The 26,047-nt window shown below is 70.6% G+C and carries 24 protein-coding genes; 21 read left to right on the top strand and 3 right to left on the bottom strand.

All coding sequences use genetic code 11. The features are described from left to right. The first annotated feature begins 40 nt into the window (after nt 1-40). The 11 genes from argS (at nt 41) to JNB61_RS09400 (ending at nt 14,535) form a co-directional block, all read left to right on the top strand. Nucleotides 41-1,708, top strand: a complete 1,668-nt coding sequence (gene argS / locus JNB61_RS09445; RefSeq protein WP_220339435.1) for an arginine--tRNA ligase — start codon at nt 41-43, stop codon at nt 1,706-1,708. Between the two features lie 2 nt (nt 1,709-1,710). Then, nucleotides 1,711-2,544 carry an LmeA family phospholipid-binding protein gene (locus tag JNB61_RS09440; RefSeq protein WP_220339434.1) on the top strand — a complete coding sequence of 278 codons (834 nt, stop codon included), beginning with the start codon at nt 1,711-1,713 and terminating at the stop codon, nt 2,542-2,544. Nucleotides 2,545-2,690: 146 nt separating this feature from the next. Beyond that, nucleotides 2,691-4,139: a diaminopimelate decarboxylase gene (lysA, locus tag JNB61_RS09435; RefSeq protein ID WP_220339433.1), complete on the top strand. Its 1,449-nt coding sequence runs from the start codon at nt 2,691-2,693 to the stop codon at nt 4,137-4,139. Then, complete coding sequence (locus tag JNB61_RS09430) at nt 4,136-5,449, top strand: homoserine dehydrogenase (protein WP_220288122.1); 1,314 nt, start codon at nt 4,136-4,138, stop codon at nt 5,447-5,449. The genes lysA and JNB61_RS09430 overlap by 4 nt, the downstream gene beginning before the upstream one ends. 24 nt (nt 5,450-5,473) lie before the next feature. Next, nucleotides 5,474-6,562 carry a threonine synthase gene (gene thrC / locus JNB61_RS09425; protein WP_159845338.1) on the top strand — a complete coding sequence of 363 codons (1,089 nt, stop codon included), beginning with the start codon at nt 5,474-5,476 and terminating at the stop codon, nt 6,560-6,562. After that, nucleotides 6,559-7,506 (top strand): homoserine kinase, encoded by a 948-nt coding sequence (thrB, locus tag JNB61_RS09420; RefSeq protein ID WP_220288121.1) that lies wholly within the window; start codon nt 6,559-6,561, stop codon nt 7,504-7,506. Before thrC ends, thrB begins: the two co-directional genes overlap by 4 nt. 322 nt (nt 7,507-7,828) lie before the next feature. After that, nucleotides 7,829-9,958, top strand: a complete 2,130-nt coding sequence (rho, locus tag JNB61_RS09415; protein WP_445299350.1) for a transcription termination factor Rho — start codon at nt 7,829-7,831, stop codon at nt 9,956-9,958. 6 nt (nt 9,959-9,964) lie between these two features. Beyond that, nucleotides 9,965-11,044: a peptide chain release factor 1 gene (gene prfA, locus JNB61_RS09410; RefSeq protein WP_220339432.1), complete on the top strand. Its 1,080-nt coding sequence runs from the start codon at nt 9,965-9,967 to the stop codon at nt 11,042-11,044. Nucleotides 11,045-11,273: 229 nt separating this feature from the next. Beyond that, entirely contained in the window at nt 11,274-11,405 is a 132-nt protein-coding gene (locus JNB61_RS20255) for a hypothetical protein (protein WP_262927505.1), read from the top strand. Beyond that, nucleotides 11,390-11,671, top strand: coding sequence for a hypothetical protein (locus tag JNB61_RS09405; RefSeq protein WP_223214742.1), 282 nt, complete (start codon nt 11,390-11,392; stop codon nt 11,669-11,671). Before JNB61_RS20255 ends, JNB61_RS09405 begins: the two co-directional genes overlap by 16 nt. 74 nt (nt 11,672-11,745) lie before the next feature. Beyond that, a complete protein-coding gene (locus tag JNB61_RS09400) occupies nt 11,746-14,535 on the top strand; it encodes a helix-turn-helix transcriptional regulator (protein WP_220339431.1) in 2,790 nt (929 codons plus the stop codon). 60 nt (nt 14,536-14,595) lie between these two features. Here the strand turns inward: JNB61_RS09400 and epsC are convergent, their stop codons facing one another. The 3 genes from epsC to cysK (JNB61_RS09385) all read right to left on the bottom strand — a co-directional run bounded on the left by epsC (nt 14,596) and on the right by cysK (JNB61_RS09385) (nt 17,163). Then, the gene (gene epsC / locus JNB61_RS09395; RefSeq protein ID WP_220288117.1) at nt 14,596-15,180 is read right to left on the bottom strand and encodes a serine O-acetyltransferase EpsC; all 585 of its coding nucleotides are present in this window, start codon (nt 15,178-15,180) and stop codon (nt 14,596-14,598) included. After that, complete coding sequence (gene cysK, locus JNB61_RS09390) at nt 15,177-16,130, bottom strand: cysteine synthase A (RefSeq protein WP_220339430.1); 954 nt, start codon at nt 16,128-16,130, stop codon at nt 15,177-15,179. Before cysK (JNB61_RS09390) ends, epsC begins: the two co-directional genes overlap by 4 nt. A gap of 94 nt (nt 16,131-16,224) precedes the next feature. Continuing rightward, complete coding sequence (gene cysK / locus JNB61_RS09385) at nt 16,225-17,163, bottom strand: cysteine synthase A (RefSeq protein WP_159845318.1); 939 nt, start codon at nt 17,161-17,163, stop codon at nt 16,225-16,227. A 203-nt stretch (nt 17,164-17,366) separates the two neighbouring features. Here cysK (JNB61_RS09385) and prmC point away from each other — a divergent pair, with 203 nt between their 5' ends. From prmC to JNB61_RS09335, 10 genes are all read left to right on the top strand, one after another. Further along, nucleotides 17,367-18,245, top strand: coding sequence for a peptide chain release factor N(5)-glutamine methyltransferase (gene prmC, locus JNB61_RS09380; protein ID WP_220339429.1), 879 nt, complete (start codon nt 17,367-17,369; stop codon nt 18,243-18,245). A gap of 57 nt (nt 18,246-18,302) precedes the next feature. Beyond that, nucleotides 18,303-19,082 (top strand): L-threonylcarbamoyladenylate synthase, encoded by a 780-nt coding sequence (locus tag JNB61_RS09375; protein ID WP_220339428.1) that lies wholly within the window; start codon nt 18,303-18,305, stop codon nt 19,080-19,082. After that, nucleotides 19,079-20,287, top strand: coding sequence for an MraY family glycosyltransferase (locus JNB61_RS09370; RefSeq protein WP_220339427.1), 1,209 nt, complete (start codon nt 19,079-19,081; stop codon nt 20,285-20,287). Before JNB61_RS09375 ends, JNB61_RS09370 begins: the two co-directional genes overlap by 4 nt. After that, complete coding sequence (locus JNB61_RS09365) at nt 20,284-20,787, top strand: hypothetical protein (protein ID WP_220339426.1); 504 nt, start codon at nt 20,284-20,286, stop codon at nt 20,785-20,787. The genes JNB61_RS09370 and JNB61_RS09365 overlap by 4 nt, the downstream gene beginning before the upstream one ends. A 167-nt stretch (nt 20,788-20,954) precedes the next feature. Then, complete coding sequence (gene atpB / locus JNB61_RS09360) at nt 20,955-21,746, top strand: F0F1 ATP synthase subunit A (protein ID WP_222855330.1); 792 nt, start codon at nt 20,955-20,957, stop codon at nt 21,744-21,746. A 61-nt stretch (nt 21,747-21,807) separates the two neighbouring features. Further along, nucleotides 21,808-22,044 carry an ATP synthase F0 subunit C gene (gene atpE, locus JNB61_RS09355; protein WP_159845304.1) on the top strand — a complete coding sequence of 79 codons (237 nt, stop codon included), beginning with the start codon at nt 21,808-21,810 and terminating at the stop codon, nt 22,042-22,044. Between the two features lie 28 nt (nt 22,045-22,072). Beyond that, a complete protein-coding gene (locus JNB61_RS09350; RefSeq protein WP_220288112.1) occupies nt 22,073-22,630 on the top strand; it encodes a F0F1 ATP synthase subunit B in 558 nt (185 codons plus the stop codon). Then, nucleotides 22,630-23,421 (top strand): F0F1 ATP synthase subunit delta, encoded by a 792-nt coding sequence (locus tag JNB61_RS09345; RefSeq protein ID WP_220288111.1) that lies wholly within the window; start codon nt 22,630-22,632, stop codon nt 23,419-23,421. The genes JNB61_RS09350 and JNB61_RS09345 overlap by 1 nt, the downstream gene beginning before the upstream one ends. A gap of 60 nt (nt 23,422-23,481) precedes the next feature. Continuing rightward, a complete protein-coding gene (gene atpA, locus JNB61_RS09340) occupies nt 23,482-25,119 on the top strand; it encodes a F0F1 ATP synthase subunit alpha (RefSeq protein ID WP_220288110.1) in 1,638 nt (545 codons plus the stop codon). Between the two features lie 20 nt (nt 25,120-25,139). Continuing rightward, on the top strand, nt 25,140-26,036 hold the full coding sequence (locus JNB61_RS09335) for a F0F1 ATP synthase subunit gamma (RefSeq protein WP_159845293.1): 897 nt from the start codon (nt 25,140-25,142) through the stop codon (nt 26,034-26,036). Nucleotides 26,037-26,047: the final 11 nt, after the last annotated feature.

Here is a 26,047-nt window from a genome sequence, read left to right as displayed (position 1 = left end):
GCAAGGGCCGCGCAGGCGGCGCCCGTAGACTTGACGGGCTATGAACCCCGAAGCCCTCTCCGCCGCCCTGCTCGCCGTCGTCGCCCCGCTCGCGGAGGCGCGACGACCCGGTGCTGCCGAGGGTCTCACCGCCGCCGATCTGCCGCTCGAGCGGCCGAAGAACCGCGATCACGGCGACTGGGCCTCGAACGCGGCGCTCAAGCTCGCGAAGGCCGTCGGCGCGAATCCCCGCGAGTTCGCCACCGACATCGCGGCAGGGCTTGCACAGGTCGACGGCGTCGCCGACGTCGAGGTCGCCGGACCCGGCTTCATCAACATCCGATTGGATGCTGCGGCCGCGGGCGCGCTCGCGAAGACCATCGTCGACGCGGGCGCGGCGTTCGGGACGAACGAGTCGCAGCGCGGCAACACCATCAACCTCGAGTTCGTGAGCGCGAACCCGACCGGGCCGATGCACATCGGCCACACCCGCTGGGCGGCGCTCGGCGACTCGATGGCGCGCCTGCTGCTCGCCAGCGGCGCGACGCTCGTCCGCGAGTTCTACGTCAACGACGCCGGCGCGCAGATGGATCGCTTCGGCCGTTCGGTGCTGGCCGCAGCCAAGGGCGAGCCGACGCCTGAGGACGGCTACCCGGGTTCGTACATCGACGACCTTGCGCAGCGCGTCGTCTCGGGGGTGCCCGACCTGCTCTCGCTCCCCGAGGACGAGCAGCTGCTGACCGCCCGCGACCGGGCGTACGAGCTGCAGCTCGGCGACCTGCAGGCGTCGCTCGAGAAGTTCAACGTGCACTTCGACGTGTTCTTCAGCGAGCGCACGCTCCACGCGAAGGGCGCGAACGGCGAGCCCAGCCTGGTCGACGAGGCGGTCGACCGCCTGCGCGAGCAGGGCCACGTGTTCGACGAGGACGGTGCGGTGTGGGTGCGCACCACCGACTTCGGGGACGACAAGGATCGCGTCATCCGCCGCTCCAACGGCGAATACACCTACTTCGCCGCCGACGCCGCGTACTACCTCAACAAGGGCGACCGCGGCTTCGCGCACAAGATCTACCTGCTCGGCGCCGATCACCACGGCTACGTGCACCGTCTCAAGGCGCTCGCAGGTGCCGCCGGCGACGACCCCGAGAAGGACATCGAGGTGCTCATCGGGCAGCTCGTCTCCGTCAACGGTGCGCGGCTGTCCAAGCGCGCGGGCAACATCATCGAGCTCGACGACCTGCGCGAGTGGATCGGCACCGATGCGCTGCGCTACTCGCTCGCGCGGTACCCCGCGGACTCGCCCCTGACGCTCGACCCCGAGATCCTCCGCAAGCGCACCAACGACAACCCGGTCTTCTACGTGCAGTACGCCCACGCGCGTACGCACAACGTGGCCCGCAACGCCCACGCTTCGGGCGTCGACCGCTCCGAGTTCGCCCCCGAGCTGCTGACGCACGAGACCGAGTCGGCGCTCCTCGGCGCGCTTCAGGAGTTCCCGCGCATCGTCGCGTTCGCCGCCGAGGTGCGCGAGCCGCATCGCGTGGCCCGCTACCTCGAGGAGCTCGCCGGGCTCTACCACCGCTGGTACGACAACTGCCGCGTCATCCCGCTCGGCGACGAGCCCGTCGAGCCGGTGCACCGCACCCGACTGTGGCTCAACGACGCCACCGGTCAGGTGCTGCGCAACGGGCTCGATCTTCTCGGCGTCACCGCACCGGAACGGATGTAGACATGGCCGCAGGCGACACGCAGGTCACCGAACCCCTTCCCGACGGCATGGTGCCGGCGACACCGCGGCGTTCGCGCCGCGTGTGGCCGTGGGTCGTGGCGTTCGCGATCGTCGCGGTGCTCGCGGTGGCCGCGTGGTTCGCGGCCGAGGCGATCGCCCGCCAGATCGTGACCGGCATCGTGCAGGACCAGGTGCGCACTCAGCTCTCGCTGCCGGCGGATCAGCAGATCGACGTCGGGATCGAAGGCGCCGTGCTCCCGCAGCTCATCGCCGGCACGCTGACCGAGCTGACGATCTCGTCCTATGACGTCACGATCGGCGGCCAGGGGTCCGACGCGCAGGTGACGGGAGACGTCTCGGTCGTCGCGCACGGCGTGTCCGTCCGTGACGGCGCCATCGCGAACGCGGACGCGACGGTGGTGCTCGACGAGCAGCAGCTGCGCGCACTGATGTCCAACGTCGACGGCTTCCCCGTCGACAGCCTCGGGCTGGCGGCGCCCAACGTCACCATGGAGGTCGACCTCACGCTGTTCGGCGCGACCGTCCCGGTCGGTGCGGCGCTCACCCCGTCGGCCGATCAGGGAGACCTCGTGCTCACGCCCGCGTCGCTGCAGCTCGGCGGCGCCGAGGTGTCGGCGGCACAGGTGCAGAAGACGTTCGGCCGACTCGCCGACGGCGTGGTGCGCGACTGGGACGTGTGTGTCGCGCAGTACCTGCCGGCAGGCGTCACGCTCACCTCCGTCGAGGTGACCGGTGACGTCCTGGTCGCCGACTTCGACGTCGACGGGGCCATCGCCACCGATCCCGCGCTCCAGGAGAACGGCACCTGCGCCTGAGATGGGTCGGGCGTCATACGGCGCGGGGGCCCGCAGCCGCGTGCCATAGACTGCTACCACCGCCAGGCACGTGACCCTTCCGGCCTGGCAGAGCCGCCCCCGGACTCCCGGACGGCCAGCGTCGAAGCTCCCACCGATTGGTCCCCGTGTCCGCCGACCCGCATACCCGTTCCGTCGCTCCCGTGTGGCTCGAACGCCCCGCCGACGCGAACGGGCTCCCCTCCGCGGTGTGGCCGGCGGCCGCGACCCGTGACGCCGACGGCGTGCTCGAGCTCGGCGGCATCCCCGCGACCGCGCTGCGCGAGCGGTTCGGGACTCCTCTCTACGTCGTCGACGAGGACGAGGTGCGTGCGACCGCCCGCCGCACCCTCGACGCCTTCCGCGCGGCGGCGGCGCTGCACGGGGTGCAGGCTCGCGTCTACTACGCCGGCAAGGCGTTCCTCAGCACCGAGGTCGTGCGCTGGGTCACGGAGGAAGGACTCGCGGTCGACGTGTGCAGCGGCGGCGAGCTCGCCGTCGCCCTCGCGGCGGGAGCCGACCCGGCGCGCCTGGGCTTCCACGGCAACAACAAGTCCGTGGCCGAGCTCGAGCGCGCCGTCGAGGCAGGAATCGGCTCGATCGTCATCGACAGCCTCATAGAGATCGAGCGCCTCGCCGCGATCGTCGAGCGCCGCGGAGCCAGCCAGGCCGTGCTGCTGCGGGTCAACAGCGGCGTGCACGCCGAGACGCACGATTTCCTCGCGACGGCCCACGAAGACCAGAAATTCGGCTTCACCCTGACGGATGCCCCGGCCGCTGCCGCCCGCATCCGCGAGCTCCCCGGGCTCGAGTTCGTGGGTCTGCACTGCCACATCGGCTCGCAGATCTTCGGCACCGCCGGGTTCGAGGAGTCCGCCTCCCGCCTCGTGGAGCTGCACGCCGAGCTCCGCGAGGGCGGCGAACTGCCCGTGCTGAACCTGGGTGGCGGCTTCGGCATCGCCTACACGTCCGCCGATGACCCGACGCCGATCGAGGCGCTGGCCCTGGGTATCGCGGAGGCCGTCGCGCGGCAGTGCGAGGTGCGCGGCATCCCGGTTCCGAATCTCGCATTCGAGCCCGGCCGCGCCATCGTCGGCCGCGCGGGGGTGACGCTGTACGAGGTCGGCACGACCAAGCCGGTGGCGCTCGAAAGCGGCGACACGCGCCTTTACGTGAGCGTCGACGGCGGCATGAGCGACAACGCGCGCCCGGCTCTGTACGGCGCCCAGTTCTCGGCCCGCATCGCGTCGCGCACGAGTGATGTCGAGCCCGTCCTCGCCCGGGTCGTCGGCAAGCACTGCGAGTCCGGGGACGTCGTGGTCGACGCCGAGTATCTGCCGGGCGACGTCTCGCCCGGCGACCTGCTGGCGGTCCCCGCCACCGGCGCCTACTGCTTCTCGCTCTCGAGCAACTACAACTACGTCCCCCGCCCGCCCGTCGTGGCGCTTCGCGGGGGAGAGGCACGCGTCATCGTGCGCGGGGAGACGATCGACGATCTGCTCGCCCGTGACGCCGGCCTCAGCACCGTGCACGACGGGCGTGAGTCCGCCGGCGCACCGACGGAAGGGAACGCATGACCGACTACCGCCGCCTCCGCGTCGCACTGCTGGGAGCCGGAGCCGTCGGCTCGCAGGTCGCCTCGCTGCTGCGACAGCACGCCGACGAGCTCGCCGACCGGGCGGGCGCGCGACTGGAGCTGGTGGGCATCGCGGTGCGCGACGTCGACGCGAAGCGCGACGTCGACCTGCCGCGCGAGCTCTTCACGACCGACGCGGACTCGCTCATCGTCGGCTCCGACATCGTCATCGAGCTCATGGGCGGCATCGAGCCGGCCCGCGAGTACCTGCTGCACGCGATCAACTCCGGCGCCGACATCGTGACCGCCAACAAGGCGCTCCTCGCGACGCACGGCCCCGAGATCTTCGACGCCGCCGACCAGGTGGGCGCCGAGGTCTACTACGAGGCGGCCGCCGCCGGTGCCATCCCGATCATCCGTCCGCTGCGCGACTCTCTCGCCGGTGACCGCGTCCAGCGCATCATGGGCATCGTCAACGGCACGACGAACTACATCCTCGACCGCATGGACACCGAGGGCGCCGAGTTCGCCGACGTGCTCGCCGACGCGCAGCGGCTCGGCTACGCCGAGGCGGATCCGACGGCCGACGTCGAGGGCTACGACGCCGCGCAGAAGGCCGCGATCCTGGCGAGCCTCGCCTTCCACACCACGGTGCCCCTCGATGCCGTGCACCGCGAGGGCATCACCTCGATCGACAAGTCGATGATGGATGCCGCGCGCCACGCCGGGTACGTCATCAAGCTGCTCGCCGTGTGCGAGCGCCTGACCGAGGCATCCGGTGAATCCATCTCGGTGCGCGTCTACCCGGCCCTCATCGACCGCGCGCACCCGCTCGCGAGCGTGCACGGCGCGAACAACGCGGTGTTCGTGCAGGCCGAGGCGGCCGGCAACCTCATGTTCTACGGCGCGGGCGCCGGCGGCGTGCAGACCGCCTCGGCCGTGCTCGGCGACGTCGTCTCGGCGGCGCGCCGCCACATCGCCGGGGGCGTCGGCGTGGGCGAGTCGACGCTCGCGAACCTTCCGATCGTCCCGGTCGGACGCGTCACCACGCGATACCAGATCACGCTCGAGGTCGACGACCAGCCGGGCGTGCTGGCCACGATCGCGGGAATCCTGAGCGAGGGCCGTGTGTCGATCGCGACCGTCGAGCAGACGGTCGTGGAGTCGGCCGACGGCGACAGCGGCGTGGCACGACTGGTGATCGGCACGCACAAGGCTCTCGAGCAGGACCTGAGTGAGACGGTGGACCGTCTCGCCGCGAGCGGCGTCGTCGAGCGCGTCGTCTCGGTGCTGCGTGTCGAAGGCAATTGAAGACTTTTCTGAAGGAGAACTGACATGGCACACGTTTGGCGCGGAGTCCTCCGCGAGTACGCAGATCGTCTGGGCGTCACGGATGCCTCGACCGTGGTCACCCTCGGCGAGGGCGGCACGCCGCTCCTGCCCGCGCCGGCGCTGTCGCGCCGCACCGGCACCGACGTGTGGGTGAAGTTCGAGGGCATGAACCCCACCGGCTCGTTCAAGGACCGCGGCATGACCGTCGCCGTCTCGCGAGCGATCGAGCACGGAGCGAAGGCCGTCATCTGCGCCTCGACCGGCAACACCTCCGCCTCGGCGGCCGCGTACGCCGCGCACGCCGGCATCACCGCGGCGGTGCTGGTGCCCGAGGGCAAGATCGCGATGGGCAAGCTCAGCCAGGCCGTCGCGCACAACGGGCGTCTCATCCAGATCCGCGGCAACTTCGACGACTGCCTCGAGATCGCGCGCGAGCTCGCCGACAACTACCCCGTGCATCTCGTCAACTCGGTCAACCCCGACCGCATCGACGGTCAGAAGACCGCCGCGTACGAGGTCGTCGAGCAGCTCGGCGACGCCCCTGACTTCCACTTCATCCCCGTCGGCAACGCCGGCAACTACACCGCCTACACCCGCGGCTACCGCGAAGAGGCGGAGGCCGGGGTCTCGACCCGCGTGCCGCGCATGTTCGGCTTCCAGGCCGAGGGCTCCGCGCCGCTGGTGCGCGGCGAGGTCGTCAAGCACCCCGAGACGGTCGCCAGCGCCATCCGCATCGGCAACCCGGCCTCGTGGGATCTCGCGCTCGAGGCCCGCGCGGCGACCGACGGGTACTTCGGCGCCATCGACGACGACCGCATCCTGGCGGCGCAGAAGCTCCTCGCGGGCGAGGTCGGCATTTTCGTCGAGCCCGCGTCGGCGATCAGCGTCGCGGGCCTGCTCGACCGCGTCGAGGCCGGCATCGTGCCGCAGGGTGCGCGTGTCGTGCTCACCGTGACCGGCCACGGCCTCAAGGACCCGCACTGGGCGCTGCGCAACGCCGACGGCTCGGAGGTCGAGCCCACTGTGGTCGACGCCACGACGTCGGAGGTGGCGTCCGTCCTCGAGCTGGCACCCGCGGCGGCGACCGCGTGAACGCAGCCGTCGCCCCGGCGCCGGGCCGCCGGGTGGTGGTGCGGGTGCCCGCGACGAGCGCCAACCTCGGACCCGGGTTCGACACCCTCGGCCTCGCGCTGAGCGTGTACGACGAGCTCGACGTCACGTCGCTGCCCGAGGGCGAGCTCGAGATCGAGGTCGAAGGGGCGGGTGCCGCCGACGTGCCGCGCGACGCGTCGCACCTCGTGGTGCGCGCGATCGCCTATGCCTACGAATCGGTCGGGCGACGGATGCCGGGACTCCGCCTGGTCGCCAAGAACGTGATCCCGCACGGGCGCGGCCTCGGTTCGTCGGGCGCGGCCGTCGTCTCCGGCCTCCTGGCGGCCAAAGGCCTGCTGGAGGGCGACGTCGAGTTCGGGCCCGACGCGCTGCTCGGCCTCGCGACAGAGCTCGAGGGGCACCCCGACAACGTCGCACCCGCGCTGTTCGGCGGCCTCACCATCGCGTGGGTCGACGAGGACGGTCCGCAGCACAAGAAGCTGCTCGTGCACCGCGGCGTGTCGCCGCTCGTCTTCGTGCCGTCGTTCACGATGTCGACGAAGCTCGCGCGGAGCCTCCAGCCGATGCACGTGCCGCGGGAGGACGCGGTCTTCAACGTCTCGCGCTCCGCATTGCTGATCGCGGCGCTCACGCAGAGCCCCGAACTGCTGCAGGCGGCCACGGAGGACAAGCTGCACCAGAACTACCGTGCGAGCGCGATGCCCGAGACCGACGGTCTGGTGCGTGCCCTCCGCGCCGCGGGCTTCGCGGCCGTCGTGTCGGGGGCGGGACCGAGCGTGCTCGTGCTCGCCGACGGCCCGGGGCGGCGCCTTGAAGCGGCCGCTCTCGCCGCGGCGGCGACCGACACCCCGTGGGAGGCGCTCATGCTCGCCGTCGACTTCAAGGGTGGTACAGTGAGGGAGTACGCGGAGGGTTCCACGTAAGACGTGAATCTGGCCTCCGTCGCAAATCTGCGAAACCACCGCACGGCATTCTGACCTGCCGACGTCCGCTGAGCACCCTCGCGGTCCCTCACCCCGTCGGCGGGTGTTTCGACAGGCGTGACAACTGTTCGAAACAGGCAGACGCCACCCGGCAGCGCCGTGCGATCGTGCACAATCGTTCGTTTTTCACAAGGGAGAACTCGTGGAGTCCATCTCCGAGATCCACGCCGACGTTCCGGCCGACGAGCGCGCGGAAGCGCCCGAGGGCGAGCTGAACGTCGACAGCATCGAGGCCTCGGCCGAAGCCGTGGCTGAGGAAGCCGTGATCGAGGCCGTCGTGGCCGAGGAAGTCGCCGAAGAGGCCGTCGAAGTCGCCGAGGCGGCGGACGCCGTCGCCGACGAGGCCGTCGTCGAGGCCCTCGCCGCCGAAGCCGTCGCCGAGGAGGCGGTCGCCGAGGCGATCGTCGCCGAGGAGTCGGGCGACCCCGCGGCCGCCGAGGCCGCCGAAGAAGCGGCCGAGGAGGCCGTTGCCGAGGCGATCATCGCCGACGCGATCGCCGAAGAGGCCGTCGCCGAGGCCGCGGTCGCGGACGCCGTCGCCGAGGAAGCGGTCGCCGAGGCCGTCGTCGCCGAGGTCGTGGCCGAGGAGGTCGTCGCCGACGCCGTCGCATCGGAGGCCGCCGCGGAGGCGCCCGCCGAAGCTCCGGCCGCGCCGGCCAAGGCCCCGCGCAAGCGCGCGCCGCGCCGCGCCAAGAGCACCGACGTCGCGCCGGTCGAGCCCGCCGCGGAAGCGCCCGCCGAGCCCGCCAAGGCCGACGCGCCCGCCGAGGCCGCAGCGCCCGAGGCCGCACCCGCCGAGGCCGGCGAGCAGGTCGCGGAGGAGGCATCCGTCCCCGCTGAGGCACCTGCCGCCGACGCAGAGGCTCCCGCCGAGGGCGAGGGCACCGAGCAGGCGGCGGAGGCCGAGGGCGCCGAGACGCCGTCCCGCAGCCGCAGCCGCAGCCGCAGCCGGAGCCGCAACCGCAACGCGCAGAACCAGAACGCTCAGAGCGGACAGAACGCCCAGGGCGGCCAGAACGCTCAGGGCGGTCAGAACGCTCAGGGCGGCCAGAACCAGAACCAGAGCCAGCCCGCCGCCGAGCCCGCCAAGGCCGACGCGCAGGAGGAGGAGCAGCCGGCCCAGGGGAACGGCCGCGGTCGTCAGCGCAACAAGCGCCGCAGCGGCCAGGCGACCGGTGACGAGTTCGAGACCGAGATCGGCGAGGACGACGTCCTCATCCCGATCGCCGGCATCCTCGACGTGCTCGACAACTACGCGTTCGTGCGCACCACCGGCTACCTTCCCGGCCCGAGTGACGTCTACGTCTCGCTCGGCCAGGTGAAGAAGTACAACCTGCGCAAGGGCGACGCCGTCGTCGGCGCCATCAAGCAGCCGCGCGAGGGCGAGCAGTCCAGCCGTCAGAAGTACAACGCGCTGGTCAAGGTCGACGCGATCAACGGCCTGTCGGTCGACGACGCCGCCGCGCGCGTCGAGTTCGGCAAGCTCACGCCGCTGTACCCGCAGGAGCGACTGCGCCTCGAGACCGCCCCCGAGAAGCTGACGCAGCGCATCATCGACCTCGTGGCGCCGATCGGCAAGGGCCAGCGCGGACTGATCGTCGCGCCCCCGAAGGCCGGCAAGACGATCGTGCTCCAGCAGATCGCCAACGCCATCGCGATCAACAACCCCGAGGTCCACCTCATGGTCGTGCTCGTCGACGAGCGCCCCGAAGAGGTCACCGACATGCAGCGCACGGTGAAGGGCGAGGTCATCGCCTCGACGTTCGACCGTCCCGCCGAGGACCACACGACGGTCGCGGAGCTCGCCATCGAGCGCGCGAAGCGCCTGGTCGAGCTCGGTCGCGACGTGGTCGTGCTGCTCGACTCGATCACCCGCCTCGGACGCGCCTACAACATCTCGGCGCCGACCTCCGGCCGCGTGCTCACCGGTGGCGTCGACGCGTCGGCCCTGTACCCCCCCAAGCGCTTCTTCGGCGCGGCGCGGAACATCGAGAACGGCGGCTCGCTCACGATCCTCGCCACGGCCCTCGTCGAGACCGGGTCCAAGATGGACGACGTCATCTTCGAGGAGTTCAAGGGCACCGGCAACAGCGAGCTGCGCTTGAACCGCCAGCTCGCCGACAAGCGCATCTTCCCGGCGGTCGACGTCAACGCGTCGTCCACGCGCCGCGAAGAGATGCTGCTGTCGCCCGACGAGGTCAAGATCACCTGGAAGCTGCGCCGCGCCCTGGCGGGCCTTGAGCCCCAGCAGGCCCTCGAGGTCGTGCTCGGCAAGCTCAAGGAGACGCAGTCCAACGTCGAGTTCCTGGTGCAGATGCAGAAGTCGATCCCGGCGCCCGCGAACGGGCACGGCGGTGGCCGCAGCCACGACCACGACAACAGCATCCGCTGACCCTCGATGTTCGAGTCAGTCAAGGGACTGATCGACGAGCACCGCGCGGTCCAGGAGGAGCTCTCGGACCCCGCGGTGCACGCCGATGCGGCGCGCGCCAAGCGGGTGAACCGGCGCTACGCCGAGCTGTCGCGCATCGTCAAGGCCCACGAGGACTGGGTGGCGGCATCCGATGATCTGGATGCCGCCCGCGAGCTCGCCCGCGAGGACGAGGCGTTCGCCGAGGAGGTCCCGGCGCTCGAGGCGAAACTCGCCGAGGCGCAGGAGCGCCTGCGGCGCCTGCTGATCCCGCGCGACCCCGATGACGCGCGCGACGTGATCATGGAGATCAAGCAGGGCGAGGGCGGTGCCGAGTCGGCGCTGTTCGCCGCGGACCTCCTGCGCATGTACCTTCAGTACGCCGCGTCGAAGGGGTGGAAGACCGAGCTGCTCGAGCGCAACGAGTCCGACCTCGGCGGGTACAAGGACGTCCAGGTCGCGATCAAGGGCTCCTCTTCCGACCCCGCGCAGGGCGTGTGGGCGCACCTGAAGTACGAGGGCGGCGTGCACCGCGTGCAGCGCGTGCCGGCGACCGAGTCGCAGGGCCGCATCCACACCTCGACGACCGGCGTGCTGGTGTTCCCCGAGGTCGACGAGCCCGAAGAGATCCACATAGATCCGAACGACCTGAAGATCGACGTGTTCCGGTCGTCAGGCCCCGGTGGTCAGTCGGTGAACACGACCGACTCCGCGGTGCGCATCACCCACGTCCCGACCGGGATCGTCGTCTCGATGCAGAACGAGAAGTCGCAGCTGCAGAACCGCGAGGCCGGCATGCGCGTGCTGCGGGCACGCCTCCTCGCCAAGCAGCAGGAGGAGCTCGAGGCCGCGGCATCCGACGCCCGCAAGTCGCAGATCCGCGGCATGGACCGCTCGGAGCGCATCCGCACGTACAACTTCCCCGAGAACCGCATCGCCGACCACCGCACCGGCTACAAGGCGTACAACCTCGACCAGGTGATGGACGGCGCCCTCGAGCCGATCATCGAGTCCGCGATCACCGCCGACGAAGAGGCGCGCCTCGCCGCCCTCGGCTCCGACGACTGACAGCTCGCGCCGAGACCGGGGCATCCGGCGACACCGAGCGCGACGCCACCCGCTTCCGACTCGCCTGGTGAGTTGGGGCGGAACGGGCATTCACCACCGGTGAGGCGTTGCGTTCGGGCTTCTCACGGCGCGATCTCGACGACCCGATCCTCGATCGTCAGTCCAACGAAGGAGCCCGAGGGAAGCGGCGCTGCGCGGGGGACGGATGCTGCGCCAGTAGGCTTCGAGCGTGCTCACGCTGCTCATCCGCGCATTGATCTTCCTCGTGTCGGCGGCGCTCGGCCTCATCGTGGCCGACCTGATCCTGGAGGGTTCTACCTGCATTGGAACGACTGGTGGGGGATCGTGCTCGCCGTCGTGATCTTCGCGGTGCTGCAGAGCGTGCTCGCTCCGTGGCTGCTCAAGATCACGCGGCGGCACGCCAATGCGCTCATCGGCGGCATCGGACTGCTGTCGACGTTCGTGGCCCTGCTCATCGCGGTGCTCATCCCGGCGGCGGGAATCGGCATCGACGGCCCGGTGGCGTGGATCATCGGAACGCTCATCGTATGGCTCGTGACGGCGCTCGCGACGTGGCTCCTGCCGCCGCTGTTCATCAAGAGCAAGGTGCAGGACCGCCGCGGCTGACGTCCCGTACACAGGGATTCCTCCCGATCCGCGGCGACCGCCTCACGCGGGGGGCTGGTGGGATGATGGGCGGTATGCAGATCGGCCGGGTGCCCCTCGTCGGCCGCCAGGCGGACCTCGACGCGCTGCGCGACGAGGTCGACGCCGTCGGCGCGGAAGGTCGCGCCGTCGTCGTGTCCGGCGACGCGGGCATGGGCAAGACCCGACTCCTGCGGGACTTCACCGAAAGTCTCGACGACGCGGTGGTCGTGCGCGGCGCATGCGTCGGCTCGGGTTCGGGTCCGGCGCCCCTGACGGCGATCACGGACCTCCTGCGCGACCTCGTCGACGCGCTCGGCGTCGACGCCGTGCGCGAGGCCGCAGGCCCCGGCGCCGATGCGCTCGGTGTGCTCGTTCCCGCTCTCGCCGACAGCCCCGGCGACGCCGAGCGGCTGGCCGACGTCGTGGTCGAGCTGTTCTCGCAGCTGGCCCGCACGCACCGGCTCGTCGTCATCATCGAGGACCTCCACTGGGCCGACAGCACCACGTGCGACATCGCCGCGCGGCTCGTGCGCCGGGCGGCGGCGCTGCCCCTCTTCGTTCTGCTCTCGTATCGCACCGACGACGTCGGGCGGGCCCACCCGCTGCGCCCCGTGCTCGCCGAGCTCGACCGCGCGCGCCTACTCACGCACCGGCCGCTCGCACGCCTCAGCCCCGCCGAGGTCGGCGCGCTCGCCACCGCCGTGCACGGCGACACGCTCGCACCGGGTGTGCTGAACGACATCGCCGCCCGCAGCGAGGGCATCCCGTTCTACGTCGAAGAGCTCGCGAGCTTCTCCGGCGCGCGTCTTCCGGTATCGCTGCGGGATGTCCTCCTGCTGAGATACGAGCGACTGGATGCTGAGGCCCGCCGCTTCGCGCGCGTGCTGGCCACCGGCGGGGTCGAGGTGGCGCACCCCGTCCTCCGCGACGTGTTCGACGGCGGCGAGGCGGCCCTCGAGGAGGCCGTGCGCAGCGCCGTCGACGCGCAGGTCGTCGTGATCCGCGACGATGCGTACGCGTTCCGCCACGCTCTCATGCAGGAGGCGGTGTACGCGGAGCTGCTGCCGACCGAGCGAACACGGCTGCACACGGCGTACGCCGTGGCCCTCGAGAGCTCCGCCCCCTCCGCCCGCGTGCTCGCCGACATCGCCCACCATTGGCGCGCGGCGCGGGTGCCCGACCGGGCGCTGACGGCGGGCGTCGCGGCGCAGCGCGCCGCGAGCGTCGCGTCGGCGTGGTCGACGGCGGCCGAGGCGGGGGAGCGGGTGCTCGAGCTGTGGGACTCGGTCCCCGACCCGGAGAGGATCTGCGCGATGCCGCGGGCCGAGGTGCTGCGACGAACCTCCGCCGCCCTGGTGTCGGCGAACCGCAACGATCGCGCCCTCGCGTTCGCGCGGGAGGCGGTCGCCCTGTGGCCGGAGGACGACGTCGTCGGGCGCGCGGCGATGCTCGGCGACCTCGCGACGATCGAGTTCCAGGCGGGAGTGTCGGACGGTGTCGAGAGCATCGAGCAGGCGCTCGCGATCCTCGGCGACGACCCGCGCCACGACGTGCAGCGCGCCGGTCTCCTGCTCAGCTCCGCGCGCGTCCACATGCTGAACGGCCGTCAGGCACGCGGCGCCGAGGTCGCCGCCCAGACACGCGCGACCGCCGAGGCGGCAGCCGCCGCGGGAGACCCGGCCGCGCGCGAGATCCTCGCGCAGGCGCTGCTCATCGCCGCGACCTGCCGGGCCAGTGTCGGCGACCCGGACGGTGTGAAGCTCTTCGAGGAGGCGCGCTCGCACGCGGAGGGGTTCGTCCGCGCGATGATGCGCTATTACATCAACTACTCGAACACCCTCATGCAGGTCGGCCGGTATGACGACGCGGTCGCCGTGGCGAAAGAGGGGATGGCGTACGGACGCTCTCACATCGCGGACCTCGGCCCCCTCGTGATGATCGAAGCCAACGTGATCGAGGCGCACATCTACGCCGGACGCCTGCGCGAGGCCGAGGAGCTCGGCGGACTGCTCCCACTGGTGGAACCCGGGCTGTACTCCGCATTCCTCCGGGAGCGGCTGGTCTGCCTCGCGATCTGGCGCGGGCGCATCGACGGCGCCGAGGCGGCGTTGGAGGCGGCGCGCCTCGAACTCGACCGGTTCGGCGCCTACGAGTACCAGACGCGATTCGGCATGGCGTACGACCTGGGAGAGCTGGCGCTCGCCCGCGGCGATGCGCGTGAGGCGCTGTCCCAGGCCCGCCTGGCGTGGGAGACGTCCGCCGGCGGCGTCCTCGCGCTGCCGCTGACCGCGGTCGCGGCCCGGGCCGTGGCGGCGCTGCGCGAACGCGGCGAAGACGCCGACATCGAGCCGTACCGCGCCGTGCTCGCCCGATTCGATGCCTGGCCCGTGACACCGCTCTGGGCGGCGGTGTTCGCCGCCGAGCTCGGCGAGGGCGAGTGGACCGCAGCGATCGACGCGACAGGACCCGCCTATATCCGCGCGTATGCGCGCGTGCGGTACGGCGAGGCGCTCCTGGCCGACGGCGAGCGCACCGGAGCACGCGAGGTGCTCGCGGCCGCCGCGTCGTACGCCGAGGAGATTGGTGCGGAGGGCCTCGCCACGCGCGCCCGCACCGTGATGACGGATGCTGGACTCGCAAGCGATGCTTCACGTTCGGCGCTGACCGCTCGCGAGGAGCAGGTTCTCGGGCTGGTCGCCGAAGGACTCAGCAACGGCCAGATCGCGGAACGGCTCTACATCAGCGTGAAGACCGTGTCGGTGCACGTGTCGGCGATCCTGCGCAAGCTCGAGGCGCCGACACGGACGGCCGCCGCCGCGATCTACCGCCGCAGCGCGGCGTAGGCCCGGCCGGACCCGGGCAGCGACGCGCGGCCGCAGGCCGCAGCATCCGTGTCCGGACGGTCAGATGTGGTACTCCGGCGTGGTCAGCAGTGCCCGGGTGTCGTCGCCGACGCGACGGGCGCGGGGCTTCGCGGGCACGCCGACGAGCACGCTGTCGGCGGGGGCGTCCTTGGTGACGACCGCGTTCGCGCCGACGACCGATCCTTCTCCGATCGTGATCGGGCCCAGGATCTTGGCTCCGGCGCCGACGGCGACACCGTCCTCGATCGTGGGGTGACGCTTGCCGCCCTCGCGCTGACGTCCGCCGAGGGTGACACCGTGATAGAGCATGACGTCGTCGCCGACCTCGGCCGTCTCGCCGATCACGACGCCCATGCCGTGGTCGATGAAGAAGCGGCGGCCGATCGTCGCTCCCGGGTGGATCTCGATGCCGGTGAGCCAGCGGGTGATCTGCGACCCGGCGCGGGCGGCGAAGCGGAAGTCCCGCGTCCACAGGGCGTGCCACACGCGGTGCGCCCAGATCGCGTGCAGTCCGGGGTAGAGCACGGCGATCTCGAGCCCGCCGCGGGCCGCGGGATCGCGCAGCTTCGCCGCGGCGACGTCCTCTCGGGCCCGAGCGAAGAATCCGATGCGTTCGTCGGTCATCTGGTCTCGGCCTCCGGCTCGCGCAGGTGCTCGTACAGAGCGGTGGACAGGTATCGCTCGCCGGAGTCGGGCACGATCACGACGATCCGCTGACCGGCGGCCTCCGGGCGGGCCGCGATCTGGAGCGCCGCCCAGACCGCGGCGCCGGCCGACATCCCCCCGAGGATGCCCTCGCGGGTGGCGAGCTCGCGCGCGACCCCGATCGCATCGTCGAACTCGACGTCGAAGATCTCGTCGACGACCGAGCGGTCGAGCACCTCGGGGACGAAGTTCGGCCCGATCCCCTGGATGCGGTGGCCGCCGGCGCGGCCCTCGGTGAGGACGGGGGAGTCCTTCGGCTCGACCAGGACGATCTTGACGTCCGGGTTGCGCTCCTTCAGCACCTGGCCGACGCCCGTGATCGTGCCCCCGGTGCCCGAACCCGCGACGAACCAGTCGACGCGGCCATCGGTGTCGCGCCAGATCTCCTCGGCGGTGGTCTTGCGGTGGATGGCGGCGTTCGCCTCATGCTCGAACTGGCGTGCGAGGACGGCGCCGGGAGTCTCGGCGACGATGCGCCGGGCGGTCTCGACCGCCTCGGTCATGCCCTTGTACGGGTCGGTCAGCACGAGCTCGGCGCCGAACGCCTTCAGCAGCGTGCGGCGCTCCTTCGACATGGAGGCAGGCATCGTCAGGATGACGCGATAGCCGCGCGCGGCGCCGATCAGCGCGAGCGAGATTCCCGTGTTCCCGCTCGTCGACTCGACGATCGTGCCACCCGGCGCGAGCTCTCCCGCCTCCTCGGCCGCCTCGACGAGCGCGTAGCCGAGGCGGTCCTTGACCGACGAGCCGGGGTTGTAGAACTCGAGCTTCGCGAGCACCTCCGCCCCGAGGCCATCGGTGAGCGCGTTGAGCCGAACGAGCGGCGTCTCACCGAACGCGGTCGTGATGTCGGAATGGATGCCGGGCACGTGGTGCTCCCTCGATCTCAGGCGGCGCGGACAGACGACGACGGCGCACCGGCGCCCGAACGGGTCGGGGTGGCCGGCGCGCCGTCGTGACGACTCAATCTTCGCGCAGATCCTCGTACAGCGCGGTCGACAGGTAGCGCTCGCCGAACGAGGGAACGATGACCACGATGTTCTTGCCGGCGGCCTCGGGGCGCGCGGCGACCTGCAGCGCGGCCCAGATGGCGGCGCCCGACGAGATGCCCACGAGGATGCCGTCCTGCGTGCCGACGGCACGCGCGGTCGAGATGGCGTCGGGGAATTCGACGTCGATGACCTCGTCGATGACACCCTGGTCGAGGATCGCCGGGACGAAGTTCGGCCCGATGCCCTGGATCTTGTGGGGTCCGGGCGTGCCCTTGGTGAGCAGCGGCGAGTCGGCCGGCTCGACGGCGACCACCTTGGCTCCGGGCACGCGCTCCTTCAGCACCTGGCCGACACCGGTGATGGTGCCACCGGTGCCGATGCCGGCGACGAAGTAGTCGATCTGGCCGTCGGTGTCGCGGATGATCTCCTCCGCGGTGGTCTTGCGGTGGATCTGGACGTTCGCCTGGTTCTCGAACTGGCGGGCGAGGATCGCGCCGGGGATGTCGGCGACGAGCTCCTCCGCCTTCGCGATCGCGCCCTTCATGCCGCCCGCGGGGTCGGTGAGCACGAGCTCGGCGCCGTACGCCTTGAGCAGGAGGCGACGCTCGATCGACATCGAGGACGGCATGGCGAGGACGACGCGGTAGCCGCGGGCGGCGCCGACCATCGCGAGCGCGATGCCGGTGTTGCCGCTCGTGGCCTCCACGATGGTTCCGCCGGGCTGGAGTTCGCCCGAAGCCTCGGCGGCGTCGACGATGGCGATGCCGAGACGGTCCTTCACGCTCGAGGCCGGGTTGTAGAACTCGAGCTTCGCCAGGACGTTCCCGCCGGCGCCGTTGGTGACGCGGTTCAGGCGTACCAGCGGCGTGTTGCCGAATGCGGACGTGATGTCGGGGTGAATGCCGGTCATATCGGGCCTTTCGCGGGTTCTCGGCTGATCGAGCACCAGCCTAGGGGGCGCGTTTTCCTGTGAGTCCTTCTGTGACGAAAGCGTGGACCAGCCCGGGTATCCTCGCGGGTCCCCGCCGGTTCGGTCCGCCGATCCGCGCGGCGATCACGGGCCCGCGCACGTCGCGCCGCCGGCCGGGGGAGTCGGCCTAGAGTGGATCGGTCATGGCTTCTCCCGACGCATCCCCCCTGCTTTCCGACGCCCTTCGGCGCGCCGCTGCGCGGCTGGCCCAGGTCGGCATCGCCGACCCGGCCGTCGATGCCGAGCTGCTGGCCGCCTTCGTGCTGGGCTCCGGGCGCGGGGGGGTGCAGGCCGCCGCCATCCGCGGCGACCGCCTCAACGCGCAGGACGCCGCCCGTCTCGACGAGCTCGTCGACCGCCGCGTCACACGCGAGCCGCTGCAGCACATCACCGGCACGGCCCCCTTCCGCCACCTTGAGCTGCGGGTAGGACCGGGTGTCTTCGTGCCCCGCCCCGAGACCGAGGTCGTCGCGCAGCTGGCGATCGACGCGCTGCGGGCCGCAGCATCCGACTCTCCCATCGCGGTGGATCTCGGCACCGGAAGCGGCGCGATCGCCCTCGCCATGGCGACCGAGGTGCCGCATGCCCGGGTGTTCGCTGCCGAGAACTCCGTCGATGCATTCGTGTGGACGAAGGAGAACTTCGCGCACGTCGGCGCCGACAACGCGACGCTCGCCTTCATCGACCTGGCGCACGCCTTCCCGGAGCTCGACGGCACCGTCTCGGTCGTGGCGTCCAATCCTCCGTATGTTCCGGATGCCGCGATCCCGCGCGATCCCGAGGTGCGCTTCTTCGATCCCCCTGCGGCGCTGTACGGGGGAGAGGACGGCCTCGACATCGTCCGCATCCTGAGCCGGGTGGGACTGCGTCTCGCCCACCCGGGAGGCATGATCGTGATCGAGCACGGCGAGTGGCAGGGAGAGGCGATCCGCGGGATCCTCGAGGCCGACGGCTGGCGCGCCGCCGCGACGCACCCCGACCTCACCTCGCGCGACCGCGCGACCACCGCGCTGCACCCTTGAGCGCGTCGCCGGTTCGGAGCGTTCGTCCGGGGCTTCGCAACTAGACTGGCGGGCGACATGTCCCCCATCTACGACTGCCGCGACGAGTCACAGCTGCTCACTGGCATGCGCCAGGCGCGCCAGGCCATCGGCCGCGGCGAGCTCGTCGTCATCCCCACCGACACCGTCTACGGCGTCGCGGCCGACGCCTTCGACCACGCCGCCGTCGCGCGCCTGCTCGCGGCGAAAGGCCGGGGTCGCCAGTCGCCGCCCCCCGTGCTCGTGGCCGGGCTCACGACGCTGCGCGCGCTCGTCGCCGAGGTCCCCGAGCCGATCGAGCGCCTGGTCGAGGCCTACTGGCCCGGTGGCCTCACCATCGTGCTGCCGTCGCAGCCGTCGCTGTCGTGGGACCTCGGCGAGACCCGCGGCACGGTCGCCGTGCGCATGCCCGCGCACCGAATCGCCCTCGAGCTCCTCGAAGAGACGGGGCCGCTGGCCGTCTCGAGCGCCAACCTCACGGGCATGGCGGCCGGCATCACCGCCGAGGACGCGGAGGGGATGCTGAAGGACAGCGTCGCGGTGTATCTCGGCGACGGGCCGTCGAAGACCGGCATTCCCTCGACGATCATCGACGCGACCAGCCTCGTCGTCGGCGACGAGCCGCGGGTGCGCGTGCTGCGGGACGGCGCGGTGAGCCGGGAGCAGCTCCGTGACGTGCTCGGCGACCTGCTCGAGCCCGACCCCGGCGCGGAGCCCGAGGCGGAACAGTCCGCTTCGGAGACGGATGCCGCGGCCGACGCGGCTGCGGCGCCCGAGGCGGCTGCGGCGCCCGAGGCGCCGGAACCCGACCGCTCGTGAAGCAGTACGTCTTCACGATCCTCCTCACGGCGGCCGTCACCTTCGTCCTGTCGTGGGCGGTGTGGCGACTCAGCCTGAAGTACAAGCTGTACCCCGGCATCCGCGAGCGCGACGTCCACAAGACCCCCACGCCTCGCCTGGGTGGCATCGCCATGTTCATCGGCGTGCTGGCGGCGTTCGCGGTGTCGTCGCAGCATCCGTATTTCTCCATCGTGTGGGCGCAGCCCCAGCAGATGTACGCGCTGCTCGGCGCGACCGCACTCATCGTCGTGATCGGCGTGCTGGATGACCTGTGGGACCTCGACTGGATGATCAAGCTGGGGGCGCAGTTCCTCGCCGCCGGCGTCATCGCCTGGTTCGGGCAGCTGCAGATCTACACTCTGCCGCTGGGCGGCATGACGATCTTCTCGAGCTGGGCGAGCTTCACCCTCACCGTGTTCTCGATCGTCGTCGTGATGAACGCGGTCAACTTCATCGACGGGCTCGACGGGCTGGTGGCCGGAGTCTGCCTCATCGCGAACGCCGTCTTCTTCGCCTACTCGTACATGGTGTTCCGCGACATCGGCTCGAGCAACTACTTCACGCTCTCGTCGCTGATCGCCGCCGTCCTCATCGGGGCGTGCATCGGGTTCCTCCCGCTGAACTGGAGCCCGGCGCGCCTTTTCATGGGCGATTCCGGTGCACTCATGCTCGGCCTCCTGATGGCGTGCTCGGCGATCTCGATCACCGGCAACTTCGACCCGGCGATGATCGCCGACAACGACGCCTTCGGCCGATCGCAGCTGCTGGGTGCATTCATCCCGATCCTCCTGCCGGTCGTCGTGGTGCTGCTGCCCCTGCTCGACTTCGGCCTCGCCGTGGTGCGGCGCATGAGCCGGGGCAAGTCGCCGTTCTCGCCCGACCGCAAGCACCTGCACCACCGCATGCTCGACATGGGCCACACCGACCGCGACGCCGTGCTCATCTTCTACGCCTGGACGGCGCTGGTGAGCCTGTCGGTGCTGCTGATGTACATCGGCACGACACTGCAGTGGCCGGGGGACTACCTCTTCGGCGTGTTCTACGGCATCGTCGGCATCGCCGCATGCCTCGTCGTCACCCTGCTTCCCTCGCGCCGCCGTCCGGCCACCGCGGCGCCGGCCTCCACCGAACCCGAGCCAGCACCCGAGCCCGATCCCGCGCCCGCACAGGAGGACGCCCGATGAGCACCAGCCCGAACCCCCGCACACCGGTCTCCAGCACCCCGATCCTGCGCACCGTGCTCATGTGGTCGGGCACGGTCACCGCGATCCTCGCCGTCGTCGGCGCGATCGTCGGCTTCCTCGTCGCGGGCACCACGGGCCTGTGGAGCGCGCTGGCCGGCGTGCTGGTCGCCGCGGTGTTCCTCGGCATCACCGGAGCGAGCATCCTCATCGCGAACCGCTGGTTCGGCGACCCGCTCTACGTGCCGATCTTCTTCGGCATCGTCATGGGCGGGTGGATCCTGAAGTTCGTCGTGTTCATCGTGATCCTCCTGGTCCTGCGCGGTCAGCCCTGGATCGAGCCCGCCGTCTTCTTCGTCGCGGCTGTCGTGAGCGTGCTCGCCTCACTGGCGGTCGACGTCGTCGTGATGGTGCGCATGAGGGTGCCGCACGTGAGCGATGTGGAGCTCCCGACCGACCCGGACGCGGGGGACAAGCGGGACGAGGAGTCCAGCGCGTCCTGATCCGCCACCGCGCGGATTCAGCGACCTCACAAGTTTGATAGGCTGAACGAGCGCCCGCCCACTCGCTTAGCGAGTACTTGCGGAGTGACGCTCATCGACCATCGTCGCAACGGTTCTCGACCGATGCCCCGAAGCTGGAGCCAGCGCTGTCTATTCATGCTGCGACCCTGATCGCCCCCTTTGCCACGGATGAACCGCCCGTCTTCCACGGGCCCTCGATCGATGAGTTCTTCCCTGAGGTCCTCTTCGAGCTGGCGGGTGTTCCGATCACCCGGATCCACCTCATCCAGTTCCTCGCCACGATCGCCGTCGTCGTGATCTTCTGGCTCGGCACGCGCCGCATGCGTGTCGTGCCGGGTCGCTTCCAGAGCCTCGTCGAGATGGGCCTGGACTTCGTCCGCGTCAACATCGGCGAGGACCTCCTCGGCAAGAAGGACGCGCAGCGCTTCCTGCCGATCCTCACGACGCTCTTCTTCATGATCCTGTTCATGAACATCACGGGCATCATCCCGTTCCTGAACATCGCCGGCACGAGCATCATCGCGGTGCCGCTGACGCTCGCGGTCGTGAGCTACGTCACGTTCATCTACGCCGGCATCAAGAAGAGCCCGAAGAACTTCTTCAAGAACTCCCTCTTCCCGTCGGGCGTGCCGTGGCCGATCTACATCATCGTCACGCCGATCGAGCTGATCTCGACGTTCATCATCCGTCCGGTGACGCTGACCCTCCGACTCCTCATGAACATGATGGTCGGCCACCTGCTGCTGGTGCTGTTCTTCGCGGCCACGCAGTTCTTCATCTTCGACATGGGCGGCTGGTGGTCGATCCTCGGCGCCGGCAGCCTCGCGTTCGGCTTCGTCTTCACCCTGTTCGAAATCCTGGTGGCCGTCCTCCAGGCCTACGTCTTCGCCCTTCTCACCGCGGTCTACATCCAGCTCGCGGTCGCCGAAGAGCACTGATACGGGACGGCGCTGCGTCCGGAAGACGCAGGGTCGCCCACAACCGAAAGGAAACACCCCCGTGGACGCAACTACGGTTCTCGCCGAGGTCTCCGGCTCCATCGCCACCGTCGGTTACGGCCTCGCCGCGATCGGCCCGGCCATCGGCGTGGGCATCGTCGTCGGCAAGACGATCGAGGGCGTCGCCCGTCAGCCCGAGCTGGCCGGCCGTCTCCAGGTGCTCATGTGGATCGGTATCGCCTTCACCGAGGCGCTCGCCTTCATCGGCATCGCGACCGGCTTCATCTTCGGCTTCTGATCGCCACACTCTCGTCTAAGGAGACAGGATGCTGAACGCTCTTGTCACGTACGCCGCGGAAGAGGGCGCCGAAGCGCACAACCCCCTCCTCCCCGCGTGGTACGACATCATCTGGTCGTCGGTGTGCTTCATCGTCATCCTGATCATCTTCTGGAAGGTCGCCCTTCCCCGGATGAAGAAGCTGCTCGACGAGCGCTCCGCAGCCATCGAAGGCAACATCGCGAAGGCCGACGAGGCACAGCGCAAGGCCGAGGCCGCCCTCGAGGAGTACACGGCGCAGCTCGCCGATGCCCGCAAGGAGGCCGGTGAGATCCGCGACGCCGCCCGCGAGGACGGCAAGAAGATCGTCGCCGAGGCCAAGGAGACCGCTGCGGCGGAAGCCGCACGCCTGACCACGACCGCGCACGCGCAGATCGAAGCGGAGCGCCAGACGGCTCTCGTGTCGCTGCGCAGCGAGGTGGGCACGCTCGCCCTCGACCTCGCCGGCGGCGTGATCGGCGAGACGCTCTCCGACGACAAGAAGGCTCAGGCCGTCGTCGATCGCTTCCTCGCCGAGCTCGAAGAGTCCGAAGGGGCCAAGGCGTAATGGGCAGCGCGACCACTCAGGCCCTGGCGACGACGACGGCGGCGCTGCGCGCCGCGTCGGGCGTCGACCTCGACGTGGCCGGCGAGCTGTTCGCCGTGGCGCGCGCCGTGGGCGACTCGTCGCAGCTGAGCGGCGCGCTCGCCGACTCCGCCGCGTCGCCAGAGGCCCGCCGCAAGGTCGTCTTCGACGTGTTCGGCAAGGCCGTCAAGCCTGCGACCGCATCGCTGCTGGCGACCGCCGTCGCCGAGCGGTGGTCCTCGTCCGACGATCTCGTCGACGGCATCGAGGAGCTCGCGGTGCGCGCCGCCGCGGTCGCCGACGCGAAGGCCGACGTCGAGGCCGAGCTGTTCGCGTTCTCGCGGACCGTGGCCGACAACCCCGAGCTCGAGCTCGCGCTCGGAAGCCGTCTGGGCGACGCCGCCGCGAAGGGCGAGCTCGTCGAGAAGCTCCTCGCGGGCCGCGCGAGCGCAGGGGCGACGCTGATCGCATCCTCCCTGATCCGTCAGCCCCGCGAGCGGCGCGTGCGGCAGCTGCTGGCGCGTGCCACGCGGCTCGTCGCCGACCAGCGCAACCGCGCGGTCGCGACCGTCGTGGCCGCGGCACCTCTCAGCGCGGCGCAGAGCCAGCGCCTCACGGCCGCTCTCACCAAGCGCTACGGGACGCCGGTATCGCTGAACACCATCGTCGACCCGACCGTGGTCGGCGGCGTGCGCGTGCAGATCGCGGACGACGTGATCGATGCGAGCGTCTCGTCGCGCCTGGCCGACCTCCGTCAGCGGCTCGCCGGCTGACACAGACTTCCCGCCCACGCGGAGATTTCGGGGCCGAGGCCCCTTGAACGAAGGAAAACAATGGCAGATCTCACTATCAGCCCTGATGTCATCCGTGACGCGCTGAAGGACTTCGTCGCCGCCTACGAGCCCACCGGGGCTGCGGCCACCGAGGTCGGCACGGTCGTCGACGCCGCCGACGGCATCGCCCACGTCGAGGGCCTGCCCGGTGTCATGGCGAACGAGCTGGTGACGTTCGAGGACGGCACCCAGGGGCTCGCGCTGAACCTGGACGAGCACGAGATCGGTGTGGTCGTCCTCGGCGACTTCGCCGGCATCGAGGCCGGCCAGCAGGTCACCCGCACCGGCGAGGTGCTCTCGGTGGCCGTCGGCGACGGCTACCTCGGCCGCGTCGTCGACCCGCTGGGCAACCCGATCGACGGCCTCGGCGAGATCGCCACCGTCGGCCGCCGCGCCCTCGAGCTGCAGGCGCCCGGCGTCATGCAGCGCAAGTCGGTGCACGAGCCGCTCCAGACCGGCATCAAGGCCATCGACGCGATGATCCCCGTGGGCCGCGGCCAGCGCCAGCTCATCATCGGCGACCGCCAGACCGGCAAGACGGCCATCGCGATCGACACGATCATCAACCAGAAGGCCAACTGGGAGTCGGGCGACGTCAACAAGCAGGTGCGCTGCATCTACGTCGCGATCGGCCAGAAGGGCTCGACCATCGCGGCCGTGAAGGGCGCCCTCGAGGACGCCGGCGCGCTGGAGTACACGACCATCGTCGCGGCTCCCGCCTCCGACCCCGCGGGCTTCAAGTACCTCGCGCCGTACACCGGCTCGGCCATCGGCCAGCACTGGATGTACGAGGGCAAGCACGTCCTCGTCATCTTCGACGACCTGTCGAAGCAGGCCGAGGCGTACCGCGCCGTGTCCCTTCTCCTCCGCCGCCCGCCGGGCCGCGAGGCGTACCCGGGTGACGTCTTCTACCTGCACTCGCGTCTGCTCGAGCGCTGCGCGAAGCTGTCCGACGAGCTCGGCGCCGGCTCGATGACGGGTCTGCCGATCATCGAGACGAAGGCCAACGACGTCTCGGCGTACATCCCGACCAACGTGATCTCGATCACCGACGGCCAGATCTTCCTGCAGTCCGACCTGTTCAACGCCAACCAGCGTCCCGCGGTCGACGTCGGCATCTCCGTCTCGCGAGTCGGCGGTGACGCCCAGGTCAAGTCGATCAAGAAGGTCTCCGGCACGCTCAAGCTCGAGCTGGCCCAGTACCGCTCTCTCGAGGCGTTCGCGATGTTCGCCTCCGACCTGGACGCCGCTTCGCGTCGCCAGCTCGCCCGCGGTGCACGCCTGACCGAGCTGCTCAAGCAGCCGCAGTACTCGCCGTACCCGGTGGAGGAGCAGGTCGTCTCGATCTGGGCCGGCACCAACGGCAAGCTCGACTCGATCGAGGTCGAAGACGTGCTGGCGTTCGAGCGCGAGCTGCTCGACTACCTGCGTCGCAACACGACGATCCTCGACACGCTGCGCGACACCAACGTCCTCGACGACGACACCGTCGCCGAGCTGACGAAGCGGACCGACGACTTCATCCTCGAGTTCCAGGCCGGCAAGGGCCAGGCCATCGGCAAGCCCGGCCACGAAGAGGTCGCGGCGGCGCAGGCGGACGACGTGAACCAGGAGAAGATCGTCAAGGGCCGCCGCTAAGGCGGGCCGGGGCTAGCACAATGGGCGCACAACTCCGGGTCTACAAGCAGAAGATCAGTTCTGCTCAGACGACCAAGAAGATCACGAAGGCGATGGAACTCATCGCGGCTTCGCGCATCCAGAAGGCGATGGCGCGTGTGCGCGCGTCGTCGCCCTTCGCGCGTGCCGTGACGCGTGCCGTCTCCGCCGTGGCGACGCACTCCAATGTCGACCACCCGCTGACCGTCGAACGCGAGACGATCCGCCGCTCCGCCGTCGTGATCTTCTCGTCCGACCGCGGCCTCGCGGGGGCGTTCAACTCGCAGATCCTCCGCGAGGGCCTCGAGCTCGCGCAGCTGCTGCGCGAGGAGGGCCGCGAGCCGGTGTTCTACCTCGTCGGCCGCAAGGCGGTGGGGTACTTCCAGTTCCGTCGCATGGAGAGCGCCGCGGAGTGGACGGGTGACACCGACACGCCGCACTTCACCACCGCCGAGGAGATCGCGGCGACCCTGCTCGACGCGTACGACCGTGGCGGCGAGGAGAACGGCGTCGACGAGATCCACCTCGTCTACAACCGCTTCGTCAGCATGATGACGCAGACGCCCGAGACCGTGCGCCTGCTTCCGCTCGAGGTCGTCGAGGCCGAGGAGTCGTCCTCCGCAGCGGTGTACCCGCTGTACGAGTTCGAGCCGGACGCCGAGACGGTGCTCGACGCTCTCCTGCCGGTGTACATCCAGAGCCGCGTCTTCAACGCACTCCTGCAGTCGTCGGCCGCCAAGCACGCCGCGACTCAGAAGGCGATGAAGTCCGCCAGCGACAACGCCGACAAGCTCATCACCGACTACACGCGCCTGCGCAACAACGCGCGCCAGGCCGAGATCACGCAGCAGATCGCCGAGATCGTCGGCGGCGCCGACGCTCTGGCGTCGGGCAAGTGACGCAGAAGACC

Origin of the sequence: Microbacterium ureisolvens (assembly GCF_019511645.1) — a bacterium.
GTDB classification, from domain to species: Bacteria; Actinomycetota; Actinomycetes; order Actinomycetales; family Microbacteriaceae; genus Microbacterium; species Microbacterium ureisolvens_A.
The sequence above is the reverse complement of the archived record's forward strand: the minus strand, read 5'-3'. Positions and strand labels throughout refer to the sequence as shown.

What these genes read in the sequence shown, in the direction of transcription:
- prmC (WP_220339429.1), top strand. Translation starts at nt 17,367, where the DNA reads ATGGCTTCTCCCGACGCATCCCCCCTGCTTTCCGACGCCCTTCGGCGC.
- epsC (WP_220288117.1), bottom strand. Translation starts at nt 15,180, where the DNA reads ATGACCGACGAACGCATCGGATTCTTCGCTCGGGCCCGAGAGGACGTC.
- JNB61_RS09375 (WP_220339428.1), top strand. Translation starts at nt 18,303, where the DNA reads ATGTCCCCCATCTACGACTGCCGCGACGAGTCACAGCTGCTCACTGGC.
- JNB61_RS09365 (WP_220339426.1), top strand. Translation starts at nt 20,284, where the DNA reads ATGAGCACCAGCCCGAACCCCCGCACACCGGTCTCCAGCACCCCGATC.
- atpA (WP_220288110.1), top strand. Translation starts at nt 23,482, where the DNA reads ATGGCAGATCTCACTATCAGCCCTGATGTCATCCGTGACGCGCTGAAG.
- JNB61_RS09440 (WP_220339434.1), top strand. Translation starts at nt 1,711, where the DNA reads ATGGCCGCAGGCGACACGCAGGTCACCGAACCCCTTCCCGACGGCATG.
- cysK (WP_159845318.1), bottom strand. Translation starts at nt 17,163, where the DNA reads ATGACCGGCATTCACCCCGACATCACGTCCGCATTCGGCAACACGCCG.
- JNB61_RS09335 (WP_159845293.1), top strand. Translation starts at nt 25,140, where the DNA reads ATGGGCGCACAACTCCGGGTCTACAAGCAGAAGATCAGTTCTGCTCAG.
- thrC (WP_159845338.1), top strand. Translation starts at nt 5,474, where the DNA reads ATGGCACACGTTTGGCGCGGAGTCCTCCGCGAGTACGCAGATCGTCTG.
- argS (WP_220339435.1), top strand. Translation starts at nt 41, where the DNA reads ATGAACCCCGAAGCCCTCTCCGCCGCCCTGCTCGCCGTCGTCGCCCCG.
- JNB61_RS09350 (WP_220288112.1), top strand. Translation starts at nt 22,073, where the DNA reads ATGCTGAACGCTCTTGTCACGTACGCCGCGGAAGAGGGCGCCGAAGCG.
- JNB61_RS09400 (WP_220339431.1), top strand. Translation starts at nt 11,746, where the DNA reads ATGCAGATCGGCCGGGTGCCCCTCGTCGGCCGCCAGGCGGACCTCGAC.
- prfA (WP_220339432.1), top strand. Translation starts at nt 9,965, where the DNA reads ATGTTCGAGTCAGTCAAGGGACTGATCGACGAGCACCGCGCGGTCCAG.
- JNB61_RS09430 (WP_220288122.1), top strand. Translation starts at nt 4,136, where the DNA reads ATGACCGACTACCGCCGCCTCCGCGTCGCACTGCTGGGAGCCGGAGCC.
- JNB61_RS09345 (WP_220288111.1), top strand. Translation starts at nt 22,630, where the DNA reads ATGGGCAGCGCGACCACTCAGGCCCTGGCGACGACGACGGCGGCGCTG.